Below are 22680 nucleotides of genomic sequence, written 5' to 3' on the forward strand. Positions count from 1 at the left end.
GTTCAAACGATATGTGCCGTTCGTCTCATCGTCAACGCCCTTTTCGCTTGCTTCACGCTTCCGTCGCGCCCGATTCGCTACCGTGAGGCCGGTGACCCCGGCCAGATTGACGGATACCGACCTCGAGCTCGTCGAGGCCCTGCGAGCTGACGGGCGTGCCTCCCTCGAGTCGCTGGCCGGGCGGGTCGGCCTGTCCCGCAAGGCAGTACGCCCACGCGTGCTGCGGCTCTTCGAAGAGGGCGTGCTGCGCGTGGTCGCCACCGTCCGCCCCGACTTCGACGGCATCCACGCCAACGCCCACCTCTCGATCACCGTCGCCGGCACCTCTCGCGACGAGGTCGCCCGAGTCGTGGCCGAGCAGGACGAGAGCGTCTTCGTCTCCATCGTCTCCGGCCAGGCCAGCGTGGTCGCCGAGATCAGGACCACCGACCTGCGGCGGCTGCGCCGCGTGGTCGACCGGCTGCGACACGTCGAGGGCGTCGTCGCCGTGGAGACCCTCGTCTACACCGATGTCGTCAAGGAGCCGCACCTGCCACCGCCGAGCGCGACGGACGGGAGCGAGCCGGCCATCGACCAGCTCGACCGCACCCTCGTCGACCTCCTCCGCGCCGACGGTCGGGCCACCTACGCCGAGCTCGCCGCCCACGTCGGCCTCTCGGCCGCCGCGACCCGGGCCAGGGTCCGCAATCTGCTGGACTGGGGCGTGATCCGGATCGTGACCCTGGTCAACCCGACCAGGCTCGGACGTTCCTTCATGACCGGCTTCGCCGTCGACCTCGAGGAGCCCGCGGACGACGCGCTGCGCCGGATCGGCGAGATCGGCTCGGTCGACTTCCTGGCGGTGACGCTGGGCAGCGCCGACGCGGTGGGCACCATCGTGACCACGACGGTCGAGGACACCATCGCCGTACTCGACAGGCTCGGCACGACCGAGGGTGTCGTCGGGCTCCGTTCCTGGACGCACCTGAGGCTGGTTCAGGAACGCTACGGCACTGCCGGCGCGTGACCTCACCCGACTCGGGTGAGGCCGCCCGGGCCTCGGAGTCGACAACGTGGCACCAGGCGCGCACGGCTCGGATCGCCTGACGGCTCGGATCGCTTGACGGCCCGGACCGCCGCGCCGGCCACCAGGCCGGAACGGGCCCGGCATCCACCACCTTCCTCAACGGTGCCGGGTCCGTTCCTCGCCTGGCCTCGCCGAGGAGAGGACGTGTCAGCAGATGCCCGGATCGCCGACGCTGGCGAGCGCGTCGCGCACGCCAGGGCTGCGCTGGCGATGGTCCGAGGCCGCCCGAGGGGCGTGCACCGGCCTGCCCGCCGCGATCGCCGCCGTCTGGAACGTCCAGCTGGCAGCGGCGCTGGCGGTCGGCCTGATCCCGGTGTGTGCCGTGCCCTTGGCCCCGCACCGGCGCGCTCGGGTGCGCTCAGCGCTGTTCGGCATCCTGGCAGCGGCCTCGATCCTCCTGGGCGGCATCGTGGCGCAGTGGCCGATCGTGGCCGTGGTCGCGATGGCGGGGGCCGGTGGCCTGCTCGGCCGGGTGCTGGCGAGCCGGCCGCTGCCGGCCGCGATGGTCGGGCTAACCCTGTGCCTGCCGCTGCTCGCCGTCGGGTTCAGCTATCCCGGCGTGGACACCGTCGCCCCGCTCGCCGGTGACATCGTCCTCGGCACGGTGTGGTCGACGCTGGTCGCGCTGGCGTGGGCGGAGCACGAGGCTCCGCCGACGGGTCCCCAGCCGTCGGTTCCCCCGGACCTGATGCGGGCCTACGGCTGGGTCGTCGGTCTCGTCGGGGCAGCCTGCGCGGCGATCGGGTTCGCCGCCGACCTGGAGCACGTGGGGTGGGCGCCGACGGCGGCGCTGCTGGTGATGCGGCCCGTCCCGCCCCAGCAGCGGCTGCGGTCCGTCGGCCGGCTCGCCGACGTCGTCCTCGGGGCCGCCGCCGCCGTGCTGCTGGTGCTCGCCTCCCCCGCCGCCTGGGTGTACGGCGTGGCCATCGGGCTGGTCGTGACGGCGGCGACCGCCACCGCCGGCAGCCGCTGGTACGTGCTGCCGACCTTCACGACGTACCTGGTCTTCGTCATGCTGCTCGCGCACGACCCGACGAGCGCCCGGAGCCGGTTCTGGGAGCGGGTGGCCGAGACCGGTGTCGGGGTCGGTGTGGCGGCGCTGGCGGCCTTCGTCGTGCTGCCTGCACTGCGGTCCGGCGGCGTCCCGTGGAGGAGACGATGAGCCCGGCGATCCCTCTCGTCACCCTGCCCACCCCGGTGGGCGAGCTCGACCTCAGCGGTTGGAACGTGCTGTGGGCCCTGGTGGCCACGGTGGCCGCGATCCTGGTCGCACGGTACGTGTCGCAGACGGTGCTCCGCCTCGGCCACCGGGTCTCCGGCGTCCCGGACGACACCGTCCTCGGCGCGGCACGGATCGCGCGCTACGTCATCTACCTGGCCGGGCTCGGCGTCGTGCTCGGCATCCTGGGCGCGGAGGTCCGTCCGCTCCTGGTCGCGCTGCTGGTCGTCCTCGGTGCGATCGTGCTCCTGGGCCGCGGCATCGCCGACAACCTCGGCGCGGGGCTGCTGATCCAGACGCGCCGCACGGTCAAGCTCGGTGACCTGATCGAGTGCTCGGGTCACGCCGGGCACGTCATCGATCTCAACAGTCGATCGGTCGTCATCGAGACGCTCGACGGTGTGACCATCCACCTGCCGAACAAGCTGCTGCTGGACGGATCCCTGCTCAACTACACCACCCGCGGCGCCATCAGGTCCGAGCTCGAGGTCCGGGTCGCGCTCGGGGCGCTGTTCCACCCGGGCGATGACCGCGGTGACGCAAGTGCCGAACGCGCCGCCGAACCCGTTACCGCCGCTGGTGACGGCCGCGCGACGAGCGATACGGCGCGCCAACGGATCGTCGCCGTGATCGACCTGGTGCTCTCGACCGCCTCCGACGTACGCGGTGTGCAGCCGAATCCCGCGCCCGATGCCCTCGTCGTCGGTGTCGACCCGGATCGGGTGAGGCTCCATGTGCGGTTCTGGCACGACGCCGACGTCCAGGCCCTGGTCTGCTCCCGGATGGCGCTGGCGATCACCGAGGGCGTGGACGCGCACGGACTGGCGTGTGCGGTGAGCTGGCCGCCACCACCGCCGCCGCTCGCCGGGCCGGGAGCGCTGTGAGCGTGTGACGATGGCCGCATGGCACACCTCCGTCGCTTCGACCACGTCGGCATCACCGTCGCCGACCTCGACGTCGCGACCGCCTTCTTCGAGATGCTCGGGCTGGAGGTCGAGGGCAGGACGTGCGTCGAGGGCGCGTTCATCGACACCGTCATCGGGATGACCGGTGCCCGCACCGAGATCGTGATGCTGCGCCCACCGGACGGCGACACTGCCGTGGAGCTGTCGAGCTTCGAGCGGCCAGCGGCCGTGCCGGGGCCGGCAGCGGCTCCGGCCAACGAGCTCGGCCTGCGCAGCATCGCCTTCGAGGTCGAGGACCTGCAGGCGGCCGTCGACCAGCTGTCCGAGGACGGCTACGGCCTGGTCGGTGGCATCGGCGAGTTCGAGGGCGAGTGGCGGATGGCCTACGTCCGTGGACCCGAGGGGATCATCGTCGCGCTGGCGCAGCGCGTCGGCTGAGCCACGCATCCGAGAATCCTGGGAATTCCCTGCATTTCCGGGCCGGGCCTTGGATCTGGCCGCTGCTGTCCCGCACGCTGTGACGAGCGAGATTCGGCTCCGTCACGGTGGCGGCCGTGGAGGGCGGAGAACAGTGCAGGGCAGTCAACCGAGCGATCGGTACGGCGACGGCGGAGCCGCCACGATCCTGGTCGTCGAGGACGAGCCGCCGATCCTCGACATGATCGCCCTCAGCCTGAGCCACGCCGGCCACCGCGTGCTACGTGCTGCGAGTGGTGCCGAGGCCCGTGCCCACGCGGGCCGCGACCAGATCGACCTGGCGCTGCTCGACGTGATGCTGCCCGACACCGACGGCTTCACGCTGCTGGGGGCGCTCCGCCTGCAGCACCCCGGCCTGGGCGCGGTGTTCGTCACCGCGCGCGACGGGCTGGAGGACCGGCTCGAGGGGCTGGAGGTCGGCGACGACTACATCACCAAGCCGTTCTCGCTCGAGGAGGTAGCGGCACGGGTCGGCGCGGTGCTGCGGCGTACCCGTGGGCGAAAGCTCGCCCCCGTCGAGGACCGGCTGGTCCTCGAGGACCTGGTCATGGACGACCGTCAGCACCGGGTCTGGCGGAGCGGGGCCGAGGTGAGCCTGTCCCCCACCGAGTACGCGCTGCTGCTGTACCTGATGCGCAACGCGGGACGGGTGGTCGCCAAGGCCGACATCCTCGAGCAGGTCTGGCGCTACGACTTCCGCGGCAACTCCTCGGTCGTCGACTCCTACATCAGCTATCTGCGACGCAAGATCGACGTCACCGAACCGACACTGATCCAGACCGTGCGCGGCGTCGGCTACGTGCTGCGCGTCGCGGCCCCATGAGGCGGTTGCTCTCGATCCGTGCCCGGCTGATGGTCGGCGTGGTCGTGCTGATCGCCGGCGGACTCGCGATCGCGAACATCGCCGGCATCGTGCTGCTGCGCTCCTACCTGCAGGAGCGGGTCGACGCGCAGGTCACGGCACTGCACGGCTCGCCCGGCCCGGGGCCCGGCCCCGGCCCTGTGCCCGGCGCGGCACCAAGCTCAGCGCCCAGCTCCGCACCCAGCTCAGCACCCAGCTCAGCACCCAGCGCAGGCTCGGGTGCTCGGCCGGACCTCGGCCGTCAACCGACGCCCGCCGAGCTGTGCCAGAGCTCGAAGAACAGCGCTCGAGCCCGCTCGGACTTCCTCATCATCGTCCGTGACCAGCAGGGCGCCACCGTGTGCACCATCGGGGCCAGCCTCGGCAGCTCGGCACCGGACCTGGAGTCACTGCCGACGCAGGCCGCTGCCGGACCGGTGACGGTGCACAGCAAGGACTCCCACACCCGGTGGCGGGTGCGCGTGGTCTCGGAGCCGAACGGGAGCTCCCTGGTGCTGGCGGTGTCGATGAGCGACGCCGACGCCACGGTGCACCGCCTGACCGTCATCTCCGCCTCGACCAGCGCGGCGGTGCTCGCCCTCACCGTCCTGCTGTCCTGGGCGGTGGCCGCGATCGGGCTGCGTCCGCTGCGCGACATCGAGCAGGTCGCGGCGCGGATCGCCGACGGCGACCTGAGCCGCCGCGTCCCGGAGCAGCGCCGGAGCACCGAGGTCGGCCGCCTCGCCCGGGCTCTGAACGGCATGCTCGGGCAGATCGAGCGCAGCTTCACCGCCAGGGTGCGTTCAGAGGAGACCCTGCGACGCTTCGTCGCGGACGCCAGCCACGAGCTGCGCACCCCGATCGCGACCATCCGCGGTCACACCGAGCTGTGGCGCAACGGCGTGATGCAGGATGCCGTCGGCGTACGGACCGTGATGAGCCGCGTCGAGGCCGAGTCACTGCGGATGGGCGCACTCGTCGACGACATGCTGCTCCTGGCCCGGATGGACCAGCAGCGACCGCTCGCCCACGAGCCGGTCGACCTGCTCAGTCTCGCCGTGGACGCGGTCGTCGATGCCCAGGCACGCCAGCCCGAGCGACACATCGACCTCGACCCGGGTACGGCGAAGGACGGGTTGCCGGTGGTCGCCGGAGACGAGCACGGTCTGCGCCAGGTGCTGGCCAACCTGCTCTCGAACGCCCTGCACCACACCCCCGTCGAGTCGCCCATCCAGGTGGGAGTCGACGTGCACGCGGGCCGGGTGATGCTCACCGTCGCCGACCACGGGCCGGGCATGCCACCGGACGTGGTCGTCAAGGTGTTCCACAGGTTCTACCGGGCCGACGCCGGTCGCTCGCGCGACCAGGGCGGCAGCGGCCTGGGACTGGCCATCGTCAAGTCCCTCGTCGAGGCGCACGCCGGCACGGTCACCTGTGTGAGCACGGTCGCGGCGGGGACGCGCTTCACCGCGTCGCTCCCCGCGATGAGCACGGACCCCGCCCCGACCGGTCCCGACGAGGGCGCGCAGCGGACCCCCAACGACACGGGCTCGCGGTAGCCCGCAGGCTCAGTGCTGCTGGCCCGCTCCGGGCTCCGCGCCTTGGAAGGCCTCGTGGTTGCGGATGACCTCGGCGATGATCACGCCGAGGATCTTCTGCGCGAACGCGGCGTCGAGGCCGCTCTCGTCCGAGAGCCGCTGCAGCCGCTCGATCTGGGCCGCCTCGCGCCCCGGGTCTGCGGGCGGCATCCCAACCCGCGCCTTCAGCCGTCCGACCTGCTCGGTGCACTTGAAGCGCTCGGCCAGCAGATGCACCAGCGCGGCGTCGAGGTTGTCGATGCTGGAACGCAGGCGGGCGAGCTCCGCGCCCGGGTCATCCGTCGTCATGGCACCATCCACCCACGCCGACGGCGAGGTTGCCAAGCCGGGGGCTCAGGAACCGTCCTCCGCCAGGGCCTGTCGCACCGCCGCCTCGATCCGGGCAAGCGGTGCCGAGCTGGTCACCACCACGACCGCGCCGACGGCTCCCGCCCCACCCGGGGCGAAGGTCCGCTGCACGGCGGCCAGCGCGTGCTCGATCTCGCGCTGCGGATCCTCGATCTCGCCGCGCAGCCAGCGCCGTAGGACGCGGTTGTGCGCCGCGACCACGCTGGCCGCCATCAGCTCGGCGTTGAGCTCGGCGGCCTCCGAGCCGTCGCCCCAGCGGCCGAGATAGGCCCGGAACAGTCGCTGGTATCGGAGGCCGCCCCACAGCTCGCGTTCGCGAAGCGCCGTCACGGAGGAGGTGAGCCGGTAGCGCTCACGGGCACGCTCGCCCTCGGCGACGTAGTGGAACAGGACGATCTTGACCGCGTCGACGACCGCGGCGAGCGCGGAGTCGGCGTGCGAGCTGCGCAGCCGGTCCTCGACGCGCTGCAGGAGCGCATCGTGATCCGGGAAGATCACCGCCTCCTTGGAGCCGTAGGAGCGGAAGAACGTACTGCGGCTCACCCCCGCCGCCGCGGCGATGTCGTCGACGGATGTCGCGTCGTAGCCGCGCTCGGCGAACAGGCGGAACGCGGCCTCGACGATGTCGGAACGGCCAGCACTCATCAGGGCTCCTTTCGGTGATGGACATTCTGCCTGCTGAGACTTAGTCTCACTTGAAGACATTGAGTCCCACAATGAGGACTGCATCACGTTGCCGAGCGAGGGATGACGGGCATGAGCACAGCACCAGTAACCGGCGCCACACCGCCGAACGCCCGGGCGGCGGCCCGGACATCCGGCCCTCGTCCGGCCGCCAAGGCGAGCGAGTGGCTGCTGACCGCACGCCACGCGGAGCGACTCTTCGACGGCCGCCGCAGCGCCTGGGGCGCGTTCCACATCCGGCGCAACGGCGAGCACCGCACGGCGTGCGGGCAGCCGACGATGATGTGGCACACCTTCTGGGAGCTGCGGATGGACACCCTGCTGGCCCGGGTGTGCCGCGACTGCGCGGCTGCCGCGCGGGCGACGGCTCCGCGCTGAGAAGCGCCGACCCCAGGCCCGACCACCACGCCACCACGCCACCACGCCACCACGCCACCACGCCACCACGCCACCACGCCACCACGCCACCCTGCCGGTCGCCGCGCGAGGTAGGTGGTTGCGCCGCGCCGGAGCGGCTGCTGTAATAATCAGGATTCCTGTTCGTTTCTGGAGGTCCTGTGTCCCAGCCGCTCGTCGAGCTCCCCCCGACCCTGCGCGTCGAGCGCGTGGGCAAGGTCGCCGTGCTCACCCTCGCCCGACCCGAGAAGCGCAACGCGCTCAGCGACGAGACGGTGCTCGGGATCGAGCGGTTCTTCGCCCAGCTGCCCGAGGACGTGGCCAGCGTGGTGATCGCGGCGGACGGCGAGCACTTCTGCGCCGGCCTCGACCTCGCCGAGATGGCCGAACGCGACACCCTCGGCGGCATACGCCACTCGCGGATGTGGCACCGCGTGTTCGAGCAGATCGAGTTCGGACCGGTCCCCGTCATCGCCGCGCTCAAGGGCGCCGTGATCGGGGGCGGCCTCGAGCTGGCCGCGGCGACCCACATCCGGGTGGCCGAGCGCTCCACGTTCTACGCGCTGCCCGAGGGGATGCGCGGCCTGTTCGTCGGTGGCGGCGGCTCGGTCCGCATCCCCCGCCTCATCGGCGTCGCGAGGATGGCGGACCTCATGCTGACCGGCCGTCGGTACGACGCCGAGCAGGGCGCCGCAGTCGGCCTCTCCCAGTACGTCGTGGACGACGGCGCCGGCCTCGACCTCGCGATCGAGCTGGCGACGCGGATCGCCGACAACGCCGCGCAGACCAACTACGCGATCATCCAGGCACTCCCCCGCATCGCCGAGGCCAACCCGCGCGAGGGCTACGTGATGGAGTCGATGATGGCCGCTATCGCGCAGGGCACCGACGACGCCAAGCAGCGCATGCAGGCGTTCCTCGACGGCCGTGCCCAGAAGGTGACCGACCGGTGAGCGAGCAGACGAGCAACACGGAGGGCAAGCCCGGCATCGACACCGGGGACATCCTCTGGACCCCGCCCGCCGACGTCCTGCGGACCACCGAGGTGGGCCGCTTCGTGACCTGGGTGAACGAGCACCGCGGCCTGGAGCTGCGCGACCACGACGGACTGTGGCGCTGGTCGGTCGAGGACCTGGACGGCTTCTGGTCGGCGATCTGGGACTTCTTCGAGGTGGCCGACCACGGCGAGCGCAGCGCCGTACTGGCGACGCGCACCATGCCCGGCGCCACCTGGTTCCCCGGCTCGTTGCTCAACTACGCCGAGCAGGCATTGCGCGGCGCGGGTGCCGGCACCGAGGACACCGCGGCGGTCCTCGGCCGCTCGCAGGCGCGTCCCGACATCGACCTGACCTGGGCCGAGCTGCGCGAGCAGGTCGCGCGCGCTCGGCGCGCCCTCGTCGACCTGGGCGTGCGGCCCGGCGACCGAGTCGCCGGATACCTGCCCAACACCCCAGAGGCACTGGTCGCCTTCCTGGCCGCCGCCGGCCTGGGCGCGGTGTGGACCAGCTGCGCGATCGAATTCGGCCCGCGCAGTGTGATCGACAGGTTCGGCCAGGTCGAGCCGGTCGTGCTGCTGGTCGCCGGTGGCTACCAGTACGGCGCCAAGCCGGTCGACCGCCGCGACCAGGTCGCCGAGATCACCGCGGAACTGCCGAGCGTGCGCCACGTCGTGGACATCGAGTACGGCACGTGGCGCGTGCCCGGCGCCACGTCGTGGCCGACCCTGCTCGCCGAGGTCACCGAGCCGATCCCCGAGACGACACCGGTTCCGTTCGACCACCCGCTCGTGGTGCTCTTCTCCTCCGGCACGACCGGCAAGCCGAAGGCGATCGTGCACGGCCACGGCGGCATCACCCTGGAGCACCTGAAGAACCACGCACTCTCGTGGGATCTCGGCCCCGGCGACGTGATGCTCTGGTACTCCACCACCGCCTGGATGATGTGGAACGCCCTGGCCTCCGGTCTCCTGGTCGGCTCCTCGATCGTGATGCTCGACGGCGACCCGGCGTACCCCGATCTTGCCTGGCAGTGGCGCCTGGCCGAGCAGACAGGTGCGACGCTGATGGGCGCGAGCCCCGGCTTCGTGATGGCCTGCCGCGCCGCCGGTCTCGACCTGCGCGACCTCGATCTCAGGATCCGCGTCGTCGGTTCGGCCGGCTCGCCGCTGCCGCCGGAGGGCTACGCCTGGATCGGCGAGCAGCTCGGCGCACACGTGCAGCTCAACGTCGGCAGCGGCGGCACCGACGTGTGCAGCGGCCTGGTGCAGAACAACCCGCTCCTGCCCGTCCGGGCCGGGATGATCTCCGGTCGCGCCCTCGCCGTCGACGTGCACGCGTACGACGAGGGGGGTCGCGAGGTGATCGGCGAGCCCGGCGAGCTGGTGGTCACGGCGCCGATGCCGTCCATGCCGATCGGCCTGTGGGGCGACGCCGACGGCACCAGGCTGCGCGACACCTACTTCGACACCTATCCCGGCATCTGGCGGCACGGCGACTGGATCGTCTTCGAGCCCGACGGCAGCTGCGTCGTCACCGGCCGCAGCGACGCCACCCTCAACCGCGGTGGCGTACGGCTCGGCACTGCGGAGTTCTACCGCGTCGTGGAGGAGCTGCCCGGCATCGCCGACAGCCTGGTCGTGCATCTGGAGGACCCGGCCGGCGGCAACGGCGAGCTGATCCTCTTCGTCGCCACGACGCCGGATCTGGCCGGACTCGACGATGCCTTGACGGGCACCATCCGGACCGCGCTGCGCACGGCACTCTCGCCGCGGCACGTCCCGGACCGGATCGTCGGCGTCCCGGCGATCCCGCGCAACCTGACCGGCAAGAAGCTCGAGCTGCCGGTCAAGCGCATCCTTCAGGGCACACCGGTGACCCAGGTGGTGAGCCGGGACGCCCTCGCGGACCCGAGCGTGCTCGACGCCTTCATCGCCCTGGCGCCCCAGCACGACGCAGACCAGCAGGAGACCCACGCATGAGGACCGACATCAGCACCGTCGCGGTGGTCGGAGCCGGCTCGATCGGCGGCAGCTGGACCGCGCTGGTGCTGGCCAAGGGCCTGACCGTGCACGCCGCCGACCCCGACCCGGCGACCGACGAACGGCTCCGGGCCGCTGTCGGCGCCCATCTGGTCGAGCTCGATACCGACATCGGCGCCCTCGACCGGCTCCACGTCCACACCGACGCCGCCGAGGCAGCTGCGCTGGCCGACCTGGTCATCGAGTCCGGCCCCGAGCGGGTCGATCTCAAGCGCGAGCTCTTCGCCGCCCTCGACGAGGCGGCAGCGCCCGACGTCGTGCTGGCCAGCAGCTCGTCCGGCTTCGGCCCGAGCGCCTTCCAGGACGCCTGCCGCCACGCCGAGCGCGTGGTGGTGGCGCACCCCTTCAACCCGCCGCACCTGGTGCCCCTGGTGGAGGTGGTCGGCGGCAGGATGACCTCCGAGGAGACCATCGAGGCGACCATGACCGCGATGACGCTCCTCGGCCGCCGCCCGGTGCGGGTGCGCGCCGAGCTGCCCGGACACGTCGTCAACCGGCTGCAGTCGGCGCTGTGGCGCGAGGCCTACGACCTGGTCCGCCGCGGTGCCATCACCGTCGCCGATCTCGACCAGGCGGTCGCGTCCGGCCCCGGCCTGCGCTGGGCGCTGCTCGGACCGATCGCCACCCAGCACCTCTCCGGCGGCCCCGGCGGCATGGCGCACGTGCTCGAGCACCTCGGTCCGCCGATGGTGGACTGGTGGGACGACCTCGGCGCTCCCGAGCTCACGCCCGAGCTCACCGCGCAGCTGGTCGACGGCGTGCGCGTCGAGATGGCCGGCCGCGAGCGCGACGTACTCGCCCGGCGGGACCGTGCCCTGCGTGAGCTGATCGCGCTCAAGCAGCGCGTCGGTCTCGGCGACCTCGACCAGCTCGGCGACCGGGACCAGCTCGGCGACCACGGGGATGAGGCGCGATGAGGGACAACGGCCTCGGCTCCTGGACCCGCCGCCGCGCCCGGATGACACCGGCGAAGGCGGCCCTGGTCCAAGACGACGTGCCGACGACGTACGCCGACCTCCACCGGGGTGCGACCCGGATGGCCCACGGGCTGCGGCAGCGGGGCGTGCAGCGCGGCGACCGGGTCGCGTTCCTGGGGCTCAACTCGATCGAGATGGTGGTGGCGATGTTCGCCACCGCTCAGCTCGGCAGCGTCTTCGTGCCGGTCAACACCCGGCTGGCGACCCCGGAGCTGGTGCACGTGCTCAGCCACAGCGGCGCGAGCCTGCTGCTCGTCGAGGACGTCCTGGCCGGCCCGACCGAGGACCCGGCGATCGCCGGCCTCGGCATCGACACGGTGGTCTTCTCGCGCGCGAGCGGTGCGGGCCTCGACGGCCTCAAGAGCGCCGAGGAGACCGAGATCGACGAGCCGATCGGGCTCGACGACCTCTTCATGATCCAGTACACCTCCGGCACGAGCGGGCGTCCCAAGGGCGTGATGCTCACCCATGGCAACGTGATCTGGAACGTCTACAACCTGCTCGTCGACATCGACCTGACCAACGAGGAGATCGCGCTGGTCACCGCGCCGCTGTTCCACACCGCGGCGCTCAACCAGGTGCTGTTCCCGACCGTCCTCAAGGGCGGCACGGCGCTGGTCGAGGCGAAGTTCGACCCCGTCCGCGCGATCGACCTGATCGAGTCGATGAGGGTCAGCCTGCTCTTCGGGGTCACCTCGATGTACCTCGCCCTGGCCGCCGCCCCGCGGTTCGGCGAGGCCGACCTCGACAGCCTGCGCCTTGCTCTCAGCGGCGGCGCGCCGATCCCCGAGTCTCTGCTGCACACCTGGCTCGACCGCGGCCTCATGATCGTCCAGGGCTACGGCCTGACCGAGGCCTCCCCTGGTACGACGATGCTGCGCGCGGCCGACGGGGTCCGCAAGCTCGGCTCGGCCGGCACCGCCTGTTTCTTCACCGACGTCCGGGTGGTCGCCCAGGGAGTGCGCGGCGAGCGCGAGACCGAGGTCGACGAGCTCGGCGAGGTGCTGGTATCGGGTCCCAACGTCTCCCCCGGCTACTGGCAGGACGACCTGGCCACCGCAGCCGCCTTCGACACCGGGCCCGGTCAGGAGGCCTGGCTGCACACCGGCGACCTGGCGGTACGCGACGAGGAGGGCTACCTCCGCATCGTCGACAGGCTCAAGGACATGTACATCTCCGGCGGCGAGAACGTGTATCCCGCCGAGGTCGAGCAGGCCCTGCACAGCCACCCCGACATCGCCGAGTGCGCCGTGATCGGCGTGCCCGACGAGCGCTGGGGCGAGGTGGGTCGTGCCTACGTCGTGGTCCGCGCCGGCGCCGATCTCGACGAGTCGGCGCTCCTCGCCCACCTCGACGGCCGGCTGGCGCGCTACAAGCTCCCCCGCTCCATCGTCTTCCTGCCCGAGCTGCCGCACAACGCGTCCGGCAAGCTGGTGAAGTCCCGACTCCGAGAGGCAACCCAGTGACCCGCTATCAGCCCCGCATCGACCTCGAGGCGATCACGGCGCTCGACGTCCACGTCCACGTCGAGGCCGACGGCCACGGTCACCACTCGCTCGACGACGAGCTGATGGACGCCTCCGCGGCGTACTTCAAGGGCGCGGAGAGCCGCACGCCCACCGTCGAGGACCTCGCCGTCCGGTATCGGGCAGCCGGGATGGCGGCGGTCGTCTTCACCGTCGACGCCACCACCGCGACCGGCCACCCGGCGCTGTCGAGCGAGGAGATCGCGGAGGCCGCGGCCGCGCATGCCGACGTACTGATCCCGTTCGGGTCGGTGGACCCTCACCAGGGCGAGACGGCGGTGCGACGGGCACGGATGCTCGTGGAGGAGTACGGCGTCCGCGGGTTCAAGTTCCACCCCAGCCTGCAGGCCTTCTCCCCCGACGACCCGACCTTCCGCCCGCTCTGGGCGGCGCTGGAGGAGCTCGGCGTGCCGGCGCTGTTCCACACCGGCCAGAACGGCATCGGCGCTGGATTGCCGGGCGGGCGCGGGATCAAGCTGCGCTACTCCAACCCGATCCTGCTCGACGACGTCGCCGCCGACTTCCCCGGACTGACCGTGATCCTGGCGCACCCGTCGGTGCCGTGGCAGGGCGAGGCGATCTCGATGGCGACGCACAAGGCGAACGTCTTCATCGACCTGTCCGGCTGGCGACCGAAGTACTTCCCGCCCGAGCTCGTCCGCGCTGCCGGCGGGATGCTGCGGCACAAGGTGCTCTTCGGCAGCGACTACCCGCTGATCACCCCGGAGCGCTGGCTGGAGGACTTCACCGGCCTGGTCGACGAGGCGGTGCTACCGGGCATCCTGAAGCAGAACGCCGCCGGCGTGCTGGGGCTCGGCTGAGGGTCCCTAGGATGACTGCGCTCTGCCGGCGTCGCGCCGGCGCGGAGGAGGGGCTGCGATGACGGACACCGCTGCGGCGACGGACCGGCAGCCGACCGCTGCCCCACCGACGCTGCTCTACCTGATGAAGCAGGTCGAGCTCGCCGTACGTGCGGAGCTGGACGAGCTGGCCCGGCCGGTCGGCCTGACCGCACTGCAGTACACCGCGCTGACGGTGCTCGAGCGACACCCCGACCTGACCGCCGCCCATCTCGCGCGGCTCTCCTTCGTGACCGCGCAGAGCATGGCGGACATGGTGACCGCCCTGCTCGGCCGCAGCCTGATCGAGCGGCACCGCGACCCGGCCGATCGGCGACGGCTGGTGATCGCGCTGACGCCCGCGGGTCAGCGGCTGCTCGACGACCTGCGCCCCGGCGCCGCGGCCCTGGAGCAGCAGATGCTCTCGCTGATGACCGACGCCGACGCGGACACCCTACGGCTCGCCCTGGAGCAGTGCCGTCAGGCCCTGCGGCACCCCGGCGCAAGCCCCGAAGACCGGCCCTGACCTGGCCTTTCTCGTCTGAAACGGGACGCCGAAGATATTAATCAGGAAACCTGTACATCAGGATTCCGATGTGGTTTGCTTCACACTTATGAGTGAGACCGTCGCATCCTCCGGTGCCCCTGGGATGTTGCCCAAGCTGACCGCAGGCACCCTTCTTGCCGCTATCAGCGCGTGCTTCGTCGCCCAGGTCGGCGTCAGCATCCCTGCCGTCATCAACGGCTATATCAATCAGGACCTCGGGACCACCTCGACCCAGCTGACCTGGGTCTCCGATGCCTTCTTGGTGCCGGTGACCCTCTTCGAGCTCTCCTTCGGAGTCGTCGGCGACCTCTTCGGTCGCAAGCGACTCCTGGCGATCGGCTCGCTGCTGATGGTGATCGGTGGCCTGTTCGGTTACTTCACCCCCGACGGCGGGGTAGGCGTGCTGCTCACCGGCCAGGTCATCTCCGGCCTGGGCGCAGCAGCCATCTTCCCGACGTCGGTGGCGATGATCGCCGCAGGCACCCACACGATCAGGGATCGCGCGCACGCCATCTCGATCTGGGCAGCGGCCCTGACCGCCGGCGGCTTCATGTCGCCGCTGATCGGCGGCCTGCTCGCCAAGCTCAACCACTCCGGCGGTGAGTTCGCCAGCTGGCGCTACGCCTTCCTGGCGATGGCCGTTCTGGCCGCGGTCAGCGCACTGATCACCTTCATCGCAGCCGAGAACTCCTCCTCGCCGGTCGGCCGTTCGCTCGACTGGCCCGGACAGATCACCATCGCCATCTCGCTCTTCGCCCTCCTGTTCGGCGTGATCCAGGGCGCTGAGGACGGCTGGAGCAGCGCCCGCGTCATCGGCAGCTTCGTCATCGCTGTCGTCTTCATGGTCGCCTTCGTGCTGATCGAGCAGCGCGTCGACAAGCCGCTGATCCAGCTCTCCCTGTTCAGCAACCGGATGTTCACCGTCTCGGCCGTGGTGACGGTGCTCGGCATGTTCGCCTACCTCGGCACCGCCTACGCCACCAGCATCCGGCTCTCCGCGATCCTCAACTACTCGCCGCTGAAGACCGCTGGCGGCTTCATCCTGCTCAACATCATGGGTGTGGTGCTCTTCCCGGTCAGCGCGAAGGTGCTGCAGCGCTACAACCCCGGTTGGGTGCTCGCCACCGGCATGGCCCTGATCGGCATCGGCGACGTCGCCCTGGCCGCGATCCCGGCGGCCACGCATCCCGGTGTCTGGGTGATGGCCATCCCGCTGCTGGTGATCGGCGCCGGCTTCAAGACCGCCGTCACCGCTATCACCGTGGTCGCGGTCAACAGCGTCCCGACCGACAAGGCCGGCATGGCCAGTGGTGCGACCAGCATGCTGCGCGACTTCGGCCTGACACTCGGTCCGGCCATCGTCGGTGCGATCGCACTGACCAACGCCGCGAACGCGATCTCCGCCAAGCTTGCCGGCGATCCCGCTCTGCAGCAGAAGGTCAACGCCCTCCCGCCTGAGCTGCAGGGCGTGGTGAACTCCGGCCCGCTGGGTGCGAACGCGATCCCGAACCCGCCGAACCCGCTCAAGGAGGTCGCCTTCCACGCACTGTCGCACGCCTACTCGATCGGTTACCTGGTCTGCGGCATCGCCGCCCTGGCCGCCGCTCTGATCGCCGCGCTGATGCTCGGTGGCCGGCAGCAGAGCCACACCTTCGTCGCGGGCGCGGAGGCCTCTGCGCCGCAGTGACATCCCACCCCCAACGTCGAGAGGTCAGTTTCGGGCGTTGAGTGTCCAGCTCGTCTGGACACTCAACCCCCCGAAACTGACCTCTCGACGTCACGCGCCGCCGCGCCGGCGGCGCGAGCCACGCGGCTGCTGCCGCGCGGTCGGCGAGCCGAGCAGCCGTGAGATCGTCCGGCTGGCCGCGCGCAACGCCGGCGTGATGGCCTGCGGAGAGATCCGGCCCTCGGCGTGGAAGACCACCGACAGCGCCGCCACGACGCTGTCGTCGGCTCCCCGCACCGGACACGCCACCGACACCGCGTCGGAGGTCACCTGACGATCACTGATCGCGACGTCGCTGCGGCGTACGTCTGCCAGCACGGCGCGCAGATGCCCCGCGTCGGTGACCGTGTGCGGGGTCCAGCGACGCAACCGGCCTCCGAGCACCTCCTCCTGCACCGCCGCCGGCGCGTGCGCGAGCAGCACCAGCCCGACACCTGTCGAGTGCATCGCGAAGCGACCGCCCACCCGCGTCAGGACAGGTACGGCGTTGCGCCCGGTGAGCCGCTCCAGGTAGACGATGTCGAGGTGGTCGCGGACCGCGAGCTGCACGTTCTCGTGGGTGGCCTCGTAGAGGTCCTCCATGATCGGGAGCGCCACCTCGCGCAGCGGCAGCCCGCGCGGCGCCAGCGAGGCGATCTCCCACAGGCGCAGGCCGAGCTCGTAGTCGCCTGCATCGGTCCGCTCCAGGGCTCCCCAAGCCACCAGATCGCTCACGATCCGGTGTGTCGTGGTCAGCGCCAGCCCGGTGCGGCGACTGACCTCGGACAGGCTCAGCCGCGGCTGCGCGCTGGAGAAGGCGGCGAGCACGTCGAGCGTCTTGGTGGTCAGCGACGCGGCATCGGCAGAGGCAGGCACAAGACCCAGTATGTCTTCCGGTAGCCGGAAAGCATGTGTCGGGCGTCACGGTCGGCGACGCATCGTCTACTACATCGACTTCCCTCAGTCCTCAGGAGCTCTCATGCCTAGTTGGCCGCTCAACCAGTGGTACATCGCCGCCTACAGCAGCGAGATCGAGGAAGGGCTGCTCGGTCGCACGATCTGCGACGAGCCGCTGGTCTTCTACCGGACCTCGGAGGGCGAGGTGGTCGGTCTCGCCGACCGTTGCGTCCACCGCCGCTACCCGCTCTCGCTGAGCCACCTCAAGGACGACCAGATCATCTGCGGGTACCACGGCTTCACCTACGACAAGAGCGGCAGCTGCGTCGCCGCCCCTGCGCAGAAGCGGATCCCCCGGGCCGCTCGCGTGCCTTCCTTCCCGGTGCACGAGCAGGACTCGTTCGTGTGGGTATGGATCGGCGACTCCGACCTGGCCGACACCGCGCTGATCCCGCGCGCACCGTGGCTCGACAGCCCGGACTACACCGTCGTCCGCGGTCGTGAGCCGATCCAGGGCCGCTACGGCCTGCTGGTCGACAACCTGATGGACCTCTCGCACGAGACCTACCTGCACGGCGGCTACATCGGCACCCCCGAGGTCGCCGAGACGCCAATCACCACCGAGGTCGACGAGGAGGCGAACGTCGTCTACGTCAGCCGGCACATGGACGACGCGGAGTGCCCGCCGTTCTACGCGAACTCCACCGGCATCGGGGGTCGGATCATCCGCTGGCAGGACGTCGAGTACCACGCGCCGTGCCTCTACCTGCTGCACAGCCGGATCGCGCCCGCCGGCGTACTCCCGCCGGAGGACGGCCCGGACGACAAGGCCTTCCACGTCGAGGTCACCTACGGGATCACGCCGGAGACCGAGCACTCCACGCACGACTTCTGGATGGTGGCGCGCGACTTCGCGCTGGGCGACGAGAAGGTCACCGAGTACCTCGCCACCAACAACCACACCGTGGTGATGCAGGACGTGGTCGCGCTCAACATCCTCGAGGAGGTCGTCGAGGGCGAGAAGGAGAACTACCAGGAGCTGTCGATCAACATCGACACCGGCGGCCTCGCCGCCCGGCGGATCCTGAAGAAGCTGATCGCCGCCGGCGAGGCGCCGTCAGCCGCACCGGCAGCTGCGCCGGCCGTCGCGGGGACCGTCTGATGGCTGAGCCACACACCCCGGTCCGAGCGGACCTGCCGCCGCCATCGCGGATGCTCACCGGCCGCACCGTCTACCGCGTGGTGTGGAAGCTCAACACCGACGTGCTGGTGGGCTACTGCTGGTGCGGCGTCCCGCACGAGGCCACCGACCCGATCGAGCTGTGGGACTGGCTGCTCGCGCACCCCGACACCCACGGCCCCGGGGATGCCCCCGACGGGGGTACGCCGCCGGTCGGCAGCGACTCCGCCGTACGTGAGCTGGTGAAGTCATGACCGGCCACGACGAGCATCACGTCGACCCGGCCACCGAGCACGAGCTCGAGCTGCGTGTCGAGAGGATCGACGCCCCCGCGGACGACGTCCGCCGACTGCGGCTGGTGGACCCCGCCGGCGCGGCCCTGCCGAGCTGGCTGCCCGGCGCCCACGTCGACCTGCACGTCGGCGACCTGGTGCGGCAGTACTCGCTGTGCGGCGAGGTGGCCGAGACCTCGGCATGGAGCGTGGCGGTGCTGCGCGAGGCCGAGGGGCGCGGTGGATCGACCTACGTGCACGACAAGCTCGCCGAGGGCGACCTGGTGCGGGTGCGCGGACCGCGCAACCACTTCCCGCTCGTCCCGGCGGCGTCCTACCTGTTCATCGCGGGTGGCATCGGCATCACGCCGATGCTGCCGATGATCGCCGCGGCCGAGGCCGCCGGGGCCGACTGGCGGCTCGCGTACGGCGGCAGGACGCGAGCCTCGATGGCGTTCGCCGACGAGCTCGTCGCGGCGTACGGCTCGCGGGTGGGGCTGCACCCGCAGGACCAGGAGGGCCTGCTCCCCCTGGCCGACCTGCTGCCTGCCCCGGAGGAAGGCACGATGGTCTACTGCTGCGGGCCGGCCCCGTTGCTCAACGCTGTCACCGACCTCTGCGCGAGCTGGCCCGAGGGGCTGGTGCACATGGAGCACTTCGCGCCGAAGGAGGAGCTGCACTCCGACGACGACGGCTCGTTCGAGGTCGAGCTCGCCGACGCGGGCCTGACCCTGACCGTCGCCGCGGACCAGTCGATCCTGGAGACCGTCCGGGCCGCCGGCGTACAGGTCCTCTCCTCCTGCCAGGAGGGCACCTGCGGCACCTGCGAGACCGGCGTGCTCGCCGGCACCGTGGACCACCGCGACTCGATCCTTACCCCGGCCGAGCGGAACGCGAACGACGTGATGTACGTCTGCGTGTCGCGGGCCGCGGGCGGGTGCCCGAAGCTGGTACTCGAGCTCTGAGGGCGGCGCGCCACTCCACCGCCGAGGCGGAGTGACGGCGCGAGTAGGTCCGCGACTGGGTCGCGTGAGCGAGTGCGTGACCTGCCGGGTGGGAGACTCGACCCGATGACCTTCGCCTCTGACGACCCGGAGCCGCAGGCGCCTGGCCGAGTGCCGACTCCCTGGGGTGACAGCGCCGAACGGGCTGACACCACCATCGTGCTGCTGATCGGCCTCTACGTCGCGTACTCGCTCGCGATGTGGCCGCTCGTGCCCGCTCTGATCGGGTCGCACCCCCTGCTGCTCGAGATCGTCGGCGGGTCGACCCTGGCCGAGGTGACGGTCGGGGCTCACAGCCGGCTGGGCGAGCTGCCGCTGTGGGTCGCGGTCGTCATCGCCATCCCCGGCTCGATGATGTTCGACTGGGTCTTCTGGTGGGCTGGCCGGCGCTGGGGAGATCGCGCGCTGCACCTGGTCCTGGGCAGCGACTCATCGCCGCGCGGCATGGCACGACGCGAGCTGCGGACGGCTCGGCTCGAGCGGATGGCCGAGCGATTCGGACCGGCGGCGGTCGTGCTGGCCTACTACCTGCCGCTGCCGTCGCTGCTGATCTACGTGGCCGCCGGCCTCTCGGGGATGCGACTACGCACCTTCCTGGCCCTGGACGCGCTCGGCACGCTGCTGTGGGTCGGCCCGATCGTCGGCCTCGGCTACGCCATCGGCAAGCCGGCCGTCGACGTCATTGACCGGATCGACCACTACTCCACGCTGCTGGCCGTCGCCGTCGTCGTGGTGGTGATCGGCGTCCAGATCCGCCGTCGGCGCAGCACGGCCACGATGCCTTGACGTCGAACTCCATCCAGTGACGTCGCCCAGAGAAGCGAGCTCCCGCCGCGCCAGCCCATCAGGCGCTACGCCTCTGCGGATGCCACGGCCGGAGCGAGCACGAGGTCGCACCAGTCGCCGAACGACGTACCGTCGGTGCCTGCGGGTGCAGGCGGGTAGACGCCGGCTGCCTGGGCCTGGGCCATCTCGACCACGCCCTGAACGATCGCCGGGCTGGCGCCGTGCGCCGCATACTGCGCGCCGTAGTCTGCGACGGTCGTCTGACGGTACGCGATGGGCCGTTCCAGCACCTCGGTCATGATCTCCGCCATCTCTCGCGGCGTGTGGTCGACGGGTTCGCGGACGGGGACGTCCTCTTGGCCGGTCCAGGTCGGGTGCGCCAGCAACCCGGCGGCGGCGCGGGCGATGTCATTGCCGGCCACGGCAGCGAGTGGCTGGTCCGGATCGGCGGCCAGCACGAAGGTCCCCTGATCGCGGATCGAGGCGACCTGGTGGAGCAGGTTCTCCATGAAGAACGGCGGCTGCAGCGAGCGATAGGCGGCGCCGCTCGCCTCGAGCACGTCGTCCAGGGCCCAGGCCGCGGAAAGCAGACCGGCCCGACCGGGGAAGCCACGACCGAGGGAGGAGACGGCGACGATCCGGCGTACGCCGTGCGCACGGACAGCCGCGGCGATCGGCCGGGCGAAGCCGAGGTAGCGCGCGGTGACGTCGAGCGCACGGAAGTTCGGAGGCACGAGGACGAACAGGGCGTCCGCGCCGGCCAGCGCCACGTCGAGGACGGCGGGGTCGGCATGGCTCCGTGCCGTCGGCGACCAGAGCGCGCTCTACGCCGCGGTCGAGAACAGCTCCAATCCGCAGCTGCAGGGCTACCTCGAGGACGCCGCCGACCCGGCCATCGGTCTCGGCTGGAGCCTTCGCTCCGACACCGACGTGAGGGCTCCGGCGTACCAGGGCCTGCTCGACCTGACCTACGCCAAGCCGCTCGCGAGGCGCTGACGCCGGGGAGGCTCGGGAAGGTGGTGCCGGCCGGCACCACCGTCGCGCGTTACGCGAGTGCCGGCTGGCGCCGGCGGCTGGCCGTGACCATCACCGCGGCGAGCGCCAGGAGCGCCAGCATCACCACGCCGAAGGTGAGGATCGAGGGATCGATGGCGACGTACTGCAGCAGCACGCCCAGCAGGATGACCGGCACCGACATCCCGAGGTAGCTGATCAGGAACAGTCCGGCGAGGGTCTCGCCGCGCGCGGCTGGCGGGGCCAGTTCGATCACCGACGCGACGGCCGCCTTGAACGAGGTCCCCGCACCGGCGCCGACCACGATGCCGGCGACCACGAGCAGCGGCAGCGAGGCACCGAGGATCGCGATGATCACCAGAAGCAGCCCGACCGGGAGGACGACCAGGCCGACGGCGTACAGGCGGGCAGGGGCCCACCGAGCGGTCAGCACCTGCGCCACGGCGGCGGAGCCGAAGACCGAGAAGCTGATCGCGCCGGCGAGTGCGTGCGAGGTGTGGTGCAGCGTGCCGGAGAGGAACGACGGCGCCAGCGAGGTGAAGAAGCCGAACATCGCGAAGCTCACGAAGGCGAGCATCGCCGCTGCCACGAACCCGGCACGCGCCTCGACCGGGACCGCGACCCGCTGCGGACGGTAGCGCCACTCGTCGGCCGCCGGGACGACGGTCTCGGGCACGATCACCAGCGCGAGGAGGCCGGCGAGCATGAGGAAGGCGAAGACGGCGTACGGCGTGTAGAGCGGGCGGCCGGCGTACTGGGCGAGGAAGCCGGCGACCAGCGGCCCGAGTCCGATTCCGCCGATGTTCGCGGCTGTGCCGACGACAGCGGCGCGCTGCGGGGAGGCGTCGGGCCGGGCGTGGCGGTGCAACTCGGTCAGGTGAGCGGTCGCCGTCGCGGTCAGCATGCCGACGCCCAGGCCGCTGACGAAGCGGGCCGCGAGCAGCCAGCCGAGCTGGTGCCAGGTCAGGAACATGACGGCGGCGACGACGTTGAGCAGCACTGCCGGCAGCAGCACCTGGCGCCTGCCGAACCTGTCGGAGAGGTGGCCGGCGAGGTAGAGGCTGGCCGCGACCCCGATCGCGTACGCGGCGAAGATCACGGTGACGGCGAACGAGCCGAAGCCGTCCTCCTTCGCGTAGAGCACGTAGAGCGGTGCTGGCGCGCCGGCGAAGGCCATCGTGGTGGCGAAGAGGAAGGCGATCAGCCAGAAGCCGCGGGCGTGGTGGCGGCTGGCGTTCGGCGACAGGCCGGCAGCGGGCGTGGCGGCGAGGGTGGCGGTGGTGCTCATGTCGTCCAGCGTGGCGCGCCACAAGCATCGCGTCCAACGAATGTTGGCGCTGACTCTCATCGCGTACGGCGATA

Annotated in this window: 24 protein-coding genes; 19 read left to right on the plus strand and 5 right to left on the minus strand. The window is 71.3% G+C overall.

What is annotated here, in order from left to right; all coding sequences use genetic code 11:
• Nucleotides 1-91 precede the first annotated feature (91 nt).
• The 6 genes from H036_RS0116260 (at nucleotide 92) to H036_RS23210 (ending at nucleotide 6067) form a co-directional block, all read left to right on the plus strand.
• Nucleotides 92-1006, plus strand: coding sequence for an Lrp/AsnC family transcriptional regulator (locus tag H036_RS0116260; protein WP_026146112.1), 915 nt, complete (start codon nucleotides 92-94; stop codon nucleotides 1004-1006).
• Between the two features lie 214 nt (nucleotides 1007-1220).
• Nucleotides 1221-2228 carry an FUSC family protein gene (locus tag H036_RS23205; RefSeq protein WP_017935863.1) on the plus strand — a complete coding sequence of 336 codons (1008 nt, stop codon included), beginning with the start codon at nucleotides 1221-1223 and terminating at the stop codon, nucleotides 2226-2228.
• Nucleotides 2225-3169, plus strand: a complete 945-nt coding sequence (locus H036_RS0116270; protein WP_017935864.1) for a mechanosensitive ion channel family protein — start codon at nucleotides 2225-2227, stop codon at nucleotides 3167-3169. The genes H036_RS23205 and H036_RS0116270 overlap by 4 nt, the downstream gene beginning before the upstream one ends.
• Nucleotides 3170-3187: 18 nt before the next feature.
• On the plus strand, nucleotides 3188-3628 hold the full coding sequence (locus tag H036_RS0116275) for a VOC family protein (protein ID WP_017935865.1): 441 nt from the start codon (nucleotides 3188-3190) through the stop codon (nucleotides 3626-3628).
• A 133-nt stretch (nucleotides 3629-3761) separates the two neighbouring features.
• Entirely contained in the window at nucleotides 3762-4490 is a 729-nt protein-coding gene (locus H036_RS0116280) for a response regulator transcription factor (RefSeq protein ID WP_017935866.1), read from the plus strand.
• The gene (locus tag H036_RS23210) at nucleotides 4487-6067 is read left to right on the plus strand and encodes a sensor histidine kinase (protein WP_017935867.1); all 1581 of its coding nucleotides are present in this window, start codon (nucleotides 4487-4489) and stop codon (nucleotides 6065-6067) included. The genes H036_RS0116280 and H036_RS23210 overlap by 4 nt, the downstream gene beginning before the upstream one ends.
• Before the next feature lie 9 nt (nucleotides 6068-6076).
• Here H036_RS23210 and H036_RS0116290 read toward each other — a convergent pair whose 3' ends face one another.
• On the minus strand, nucleotides 6077-6394 hold the full coding sequence (locus H036_RS0116290; RefSeq protein ID WP_017935868.1) for a chorismate mutase: 318 nt from the start codon (nucleotides 6392-6394) through the stop codon (nucleotides 6077-6079).
• A gap of 45 nt (nucleotides 6395-6439) precedes the next feature.
• Nucleotides 6440-7099 (minus strand): TetR/AcrR family transcriptional regulator, encoded by a 660-nt coding sequence (locus H036_RS23215; protein ID WP_017935869.1) that lies wholly within the window; start codon nucleotides 7097-7099, stop codon nucleotides 6440-6442.
• Nucleotides 7100-7210: 111 nt separating this feature from the next.
• On the opposite strand from H036_RS23215, the gene H036_RS0116300 reads away from it, so the two are divergent.
• The 8 genes from H036_RS0116300 to H036_RS23225 all read left to right on the plus strand — a co-directional run bounded on the left by H036_RS0116300 (nucleotide 7211) and on the right by H036_RS23225 (nucleotide 16147).
• A complete protein-coding gene (locus H036_RS0116300; protein WP_157417490.1) occupies nucleotides 7211-7516 on the plus strand; it encodes a hypothetical protein in 306 nt (101 codons plus the stop codon).
• 179 nt (nucleotides 7517-7695) lie between these two features.
• Complete coding sequence (locus tag H036_RS0116305; RefSeq protein ID WP_017935871.1) at nucleotides 7696-8487, plus strand: crotonase/enoyl-CoA hydratase family protein; 792 nt, start codon at nucleotides 7696-7698, stop codon at nucleotides 8485-8487.
• On the plus strand, nucleotides 8484-10511 hold the full coding sequence (locus H036_RS0116310; RefSeq protein ID WP_017935872.1) for an acetoacetate--CoA ligase: 2028 nt from the start codon (nucleotides 8484-8486) through the stop codon (nucleotides 10509-10511). The genes H036_RS0116305 and H036_RS0116310 overlap by 4 nt, the downstream gene beginning before the upstream one ends.
• On the plus strand, nucleotides 10508-11488 hold the full coding sequence (locus H036_RS0116315; protein WP_017935873.1) for a 3-hydroxyacyl-CoA dehydrogenase NAD-binding domain-containing protein: 981 nt from the start codon (nucleotides 10508-10510) through the stop codon (nucleotides 11486-11488). Before H036_RS0116310 ends, H036_RS0116315 begins: the two co-directional genes overlap by 4 nt.
• A complete protein-coding gene (locus H036_RS25470; protein WP_017935874.1) occupies nucleotides 11485-13014 on the plus strand; it encodes an acyl-CoA synthetase in 1530 nt (509 codons plus the stop codon). The genes H036_RS0116315 and H036_RS25470 overlap by 4 nt, the downstream gene beginning before the upstream one ends.
• Before the next feature lie 17 nt (nucleotides 13015-13031).
• Nucleotides 13032-13895, plus strand: a complete 864-nt coding sequence (locus H036_RS25475) for an amidohydrolase family protein (protein ID WP_026146114.1) — start codon at nucleotides 13032-13034, stop codon at nucleotides 13893-13895.
• A gap of 58 nt (nucleotides 13896-13953) precedes the next feature.
• Nucleotides 13954-14439 (plus strand): MarR family winged helix-turn-helix transcriptional regulator, encoded by a 486-nt coding sequence (locus tag H036_RS23220; RefSeq protein ID WP_017935876.1) that lies wholly within the window; start codon nucleotides 13954-13956, stop codon nucleotides 14437-14439.
• 88 nt (nucleotides 14440-14527) lie between these two features.
• Nucleotides 14528-16147 (plus strand): MFS transporter, encoded by a 1620-nt coding sequence (locus H036_RS23225; RefSeq protein WP_017935877.1) that lies wholly within the window; start codon nucleotides 14528-14530, stop codon nucleotides 16145-16147.
• 90 nt (nucleotides 16148-16237) lie between these two features.
• Here H036_RS23225 and H036_RS0116340 read toward each other — a convergent pair whose 3' ends face one another.
• Nucleotides 16238-17041, minus strand: a complete 804-nt coding sequence (locus tag H036_RS0116340) for an IclR family transcriptional regulator (RefSeq protein ID WP_017935878.1) — start codon at nucleotides 17039-17041, stop codon at nucleotides 16238-16240.
• A gap of 103 nt (nucleotides 17042-17144) precedes the next feature.
• On the opposite strand from H036_RS0116340, the gene H036_RS0116345 reads away from it, so the two are divergent.
• The 4 genes from H036_RS0116345 (at nucleotide 17145) to H036_RS0116360 (ending at nucleotide 20304) form a co-directional block, all read left to right on the plus strand.
• A complete protein-coding gene (locus H036_RS0116345) occupies nucleotides 17145-18224 on the plus strand; it encodes a Rieske 2Fe-2S domain-containing protein (protein ID WP_017935879.1) in 1080 nt (359 codons plus the stop codon).
• The gene (locus H036_RS0116350; protein WP_081615585.1) at nucleotides 18224-18496 is read left to right on the plus strand and encodes a hypothetical protein; all 273 of its coding nucleotides are present in this window, start codon (nucleotides 18224-18226) and stop codon (nucleotides 18494-18496) included. Before H036_RS0116345 ends, H036_RS0116350 begins: the two co-directional genes overlap by 1 nt.
• The gene (locus tag H036_RS0116355) at nucleotides 18493-19479 is read left to right on the plus strand and encodes a PDR/VanB family oxidoreductase (RefSeq protein WP_017935881.1); all 987 of its coding nucleotides are present in this window, start codon (nucleotides 18493-18495) and stop codon (nucleotides 19477-19479) included. The genes H036_RS0116350 and H036_RS0116355 overlap by 4 nt, the downstream gene beginning before the upstream one ends.
• 105 nt (nucleotides 19480-19584) lie before the next feature.
• On the plus strand, nucleotides 19585-20304 hold the full coding sequence (locus H036_RS0116360; protein ID WP_017935882.1) for a DedA family protein: 720 nt from the start codon (nucleotides 19585-19587) through the stop codon (nucleotides 20302-20304).
• A gap of 65 nt (nucleotides 20305-20369) precedes the next feature.
• On the opposite strand, the gene H036_RS23230 is transcribed toward H036_RS0116360, so the two are convergent.
• Nucleotides 20370-21038: a hypothetical protein gene (locus tag H036_RS23230; RefSeq protein ID WP_232421891.1), complete on the minus strand. Its 669-nt coding sequence runs from the start codon at nucleotides 21036-21038 to the stop codon at nucleotides 20370-20372.
• Here H036_RS23230 and H036_RS25785 point away from each other — a divergent pair.
• Nucleotides 21007-21300, plus strand: a complete 294-nt coding sequence (locus H036_RS25785; RefSeq protein WP_198290004.1) for a hypothetical protein — start codon at nucleotides 21007-21009, stop codon at nucleotides 21298-21300. The genes H036_RS23230 and H036_RS25785 overlap by 32 nt on opposite strands.
• A gap of 49 nt (nucleotides 21301-21349) precedes the next feature.
• On the opposite strand, the gene H036_RS0116370 is transcribed toward H036_RS25785, so the two are convergent.
• Complete coding sequence (locus tag H036_RS0116370) at nucleotides 21350-22606, minus strand: MFS transporter (RefSeq protein ID WP_036488894.1); 1257 nt, start codon at nucleotides 22604-22606, stop codon at nucleotides 21350-21352.
• Nucleotides 22607-22680 lie beyond the last annotated feature (74 nt).

It is taken from the genome of Nocardioides sp. Iso805N (assembly GCF_000364605.1).
GTDB lineage: Bacteria > Actinomycetota > Actinomycetes > Propionibacteriales > Nocardioidaceae > Nocardioides.

Bases quoted from the DNA above. Each gene is read 5' to 3' on its own strand.
- H036_RS23205 (WP_017935863.1), top strand. From the start codon at position 1,221: ATGCCCGGATCGCCGACGCTGGCGAGCGCGTCGCGCACGCCAGGGCTG.
- H036_RS0116270 (WP_017935864.1), top strand. From the start codon at position 2,225: ATGAGCCCGGCGATCCCTCTCGTCACCCTGCCCACCCCGGTGGGCGAG.
- H036_RS0116275 (WP_017935865.1), top strand. From the start codon at position 3,188: ATGGCACACCTCCGTCGCTTCGACCACGTCGGCATCACCGTCGCCGAC.
- H036_RS23210 (WP_017935867.1), top strand. From the start codon at position 4,487: ATGAGGCGGTTGCTCTCGATCCGTGCCCGGCTGATGGTCGGCGTGGTC.
- H036_RS0116290 (WP_017935868.1), bottom strand. From the start codon at position 6,394: ATGACGACGGATGACCCGGGCGCGGAGCTCGCCCGCCTGCGTTCCAGC.
- H036_RS23215 (WP_017935869.1), bottom strand. From the start codon at position 7,099: ATGAGTGCTGGCCGTTCCGACATCGTCGAGGCCGCGTTCCGCCTGTTC.
- H036_RS0116300 (WP_157417490.1), top strand. From the start codon at position 7,211: ATGAGCACAGCACCAGTAACCGGCGCCACACCGCCGAACGCCCGGGCG.
- H036_RS0116315 (WP_017935873.1), top strand. From the start codon at position 10,508: ATGAGGACCGACATCAGCACCGTCGCGGTGGTCGGAGCCGGCTCGATC.
- H036_RS25470 (WP_017935874.1), top strand. From the start codon at position 11,485: ATGAGGGACAACGGCCTCGGCTCCTGGACCCGCCGCCGCGCCCGGATG.
- H036_RS23220 (WP_017935876.1), top strand. From the start codon at position 13,954: ATGACGGACACCGCTGCGGCGACGGACCGGCAGCCGACCGCTGCCCCA.
- H036_RS23225 (WP_017935877.1), top strand. From the start codon at position 14,528: ATGAGTGAGACCGTCGCATCCTCCGGTGCCCCTGGGATGTTGCCCAAG.
- H036_RS0116345 (WP_017935879.1), top strand. From the start codon at position 17,145: ATGCCTAGTTGGCCGCTCAACCAGTGGTACATCGCCGCCTACAGCAGC.
- H036_RS0116350 (WP_081615585.1), top strand. From the start codon at position 18,224: ATGGCTGAGCCACACACCCCGGTCCGAGCGGACCTGCCGCCGCCATCG.
- H036_RS0116355 (WP_017935881.1), top strand. From the start codon at position 18,493: ATGACCGGCCACGACGAGCATCACGTCGACCCGGCCACCGAGCACGAG.
- H036_RS0116360 (WP_017935882.1), top strand. From the start codon at position 19,585: ATGACCTTCGCCTCTGACGACCCGGAGCCGCAGGCGCCTGGCCGAGTG.
- H036_RS0116370 (WP_036488894.1), bottom strand. From the start codon at position 22,606: ATGAGCACCACCGCCACCCTCGCCGCCACGCCCGCTGCCGGCCTGTCG.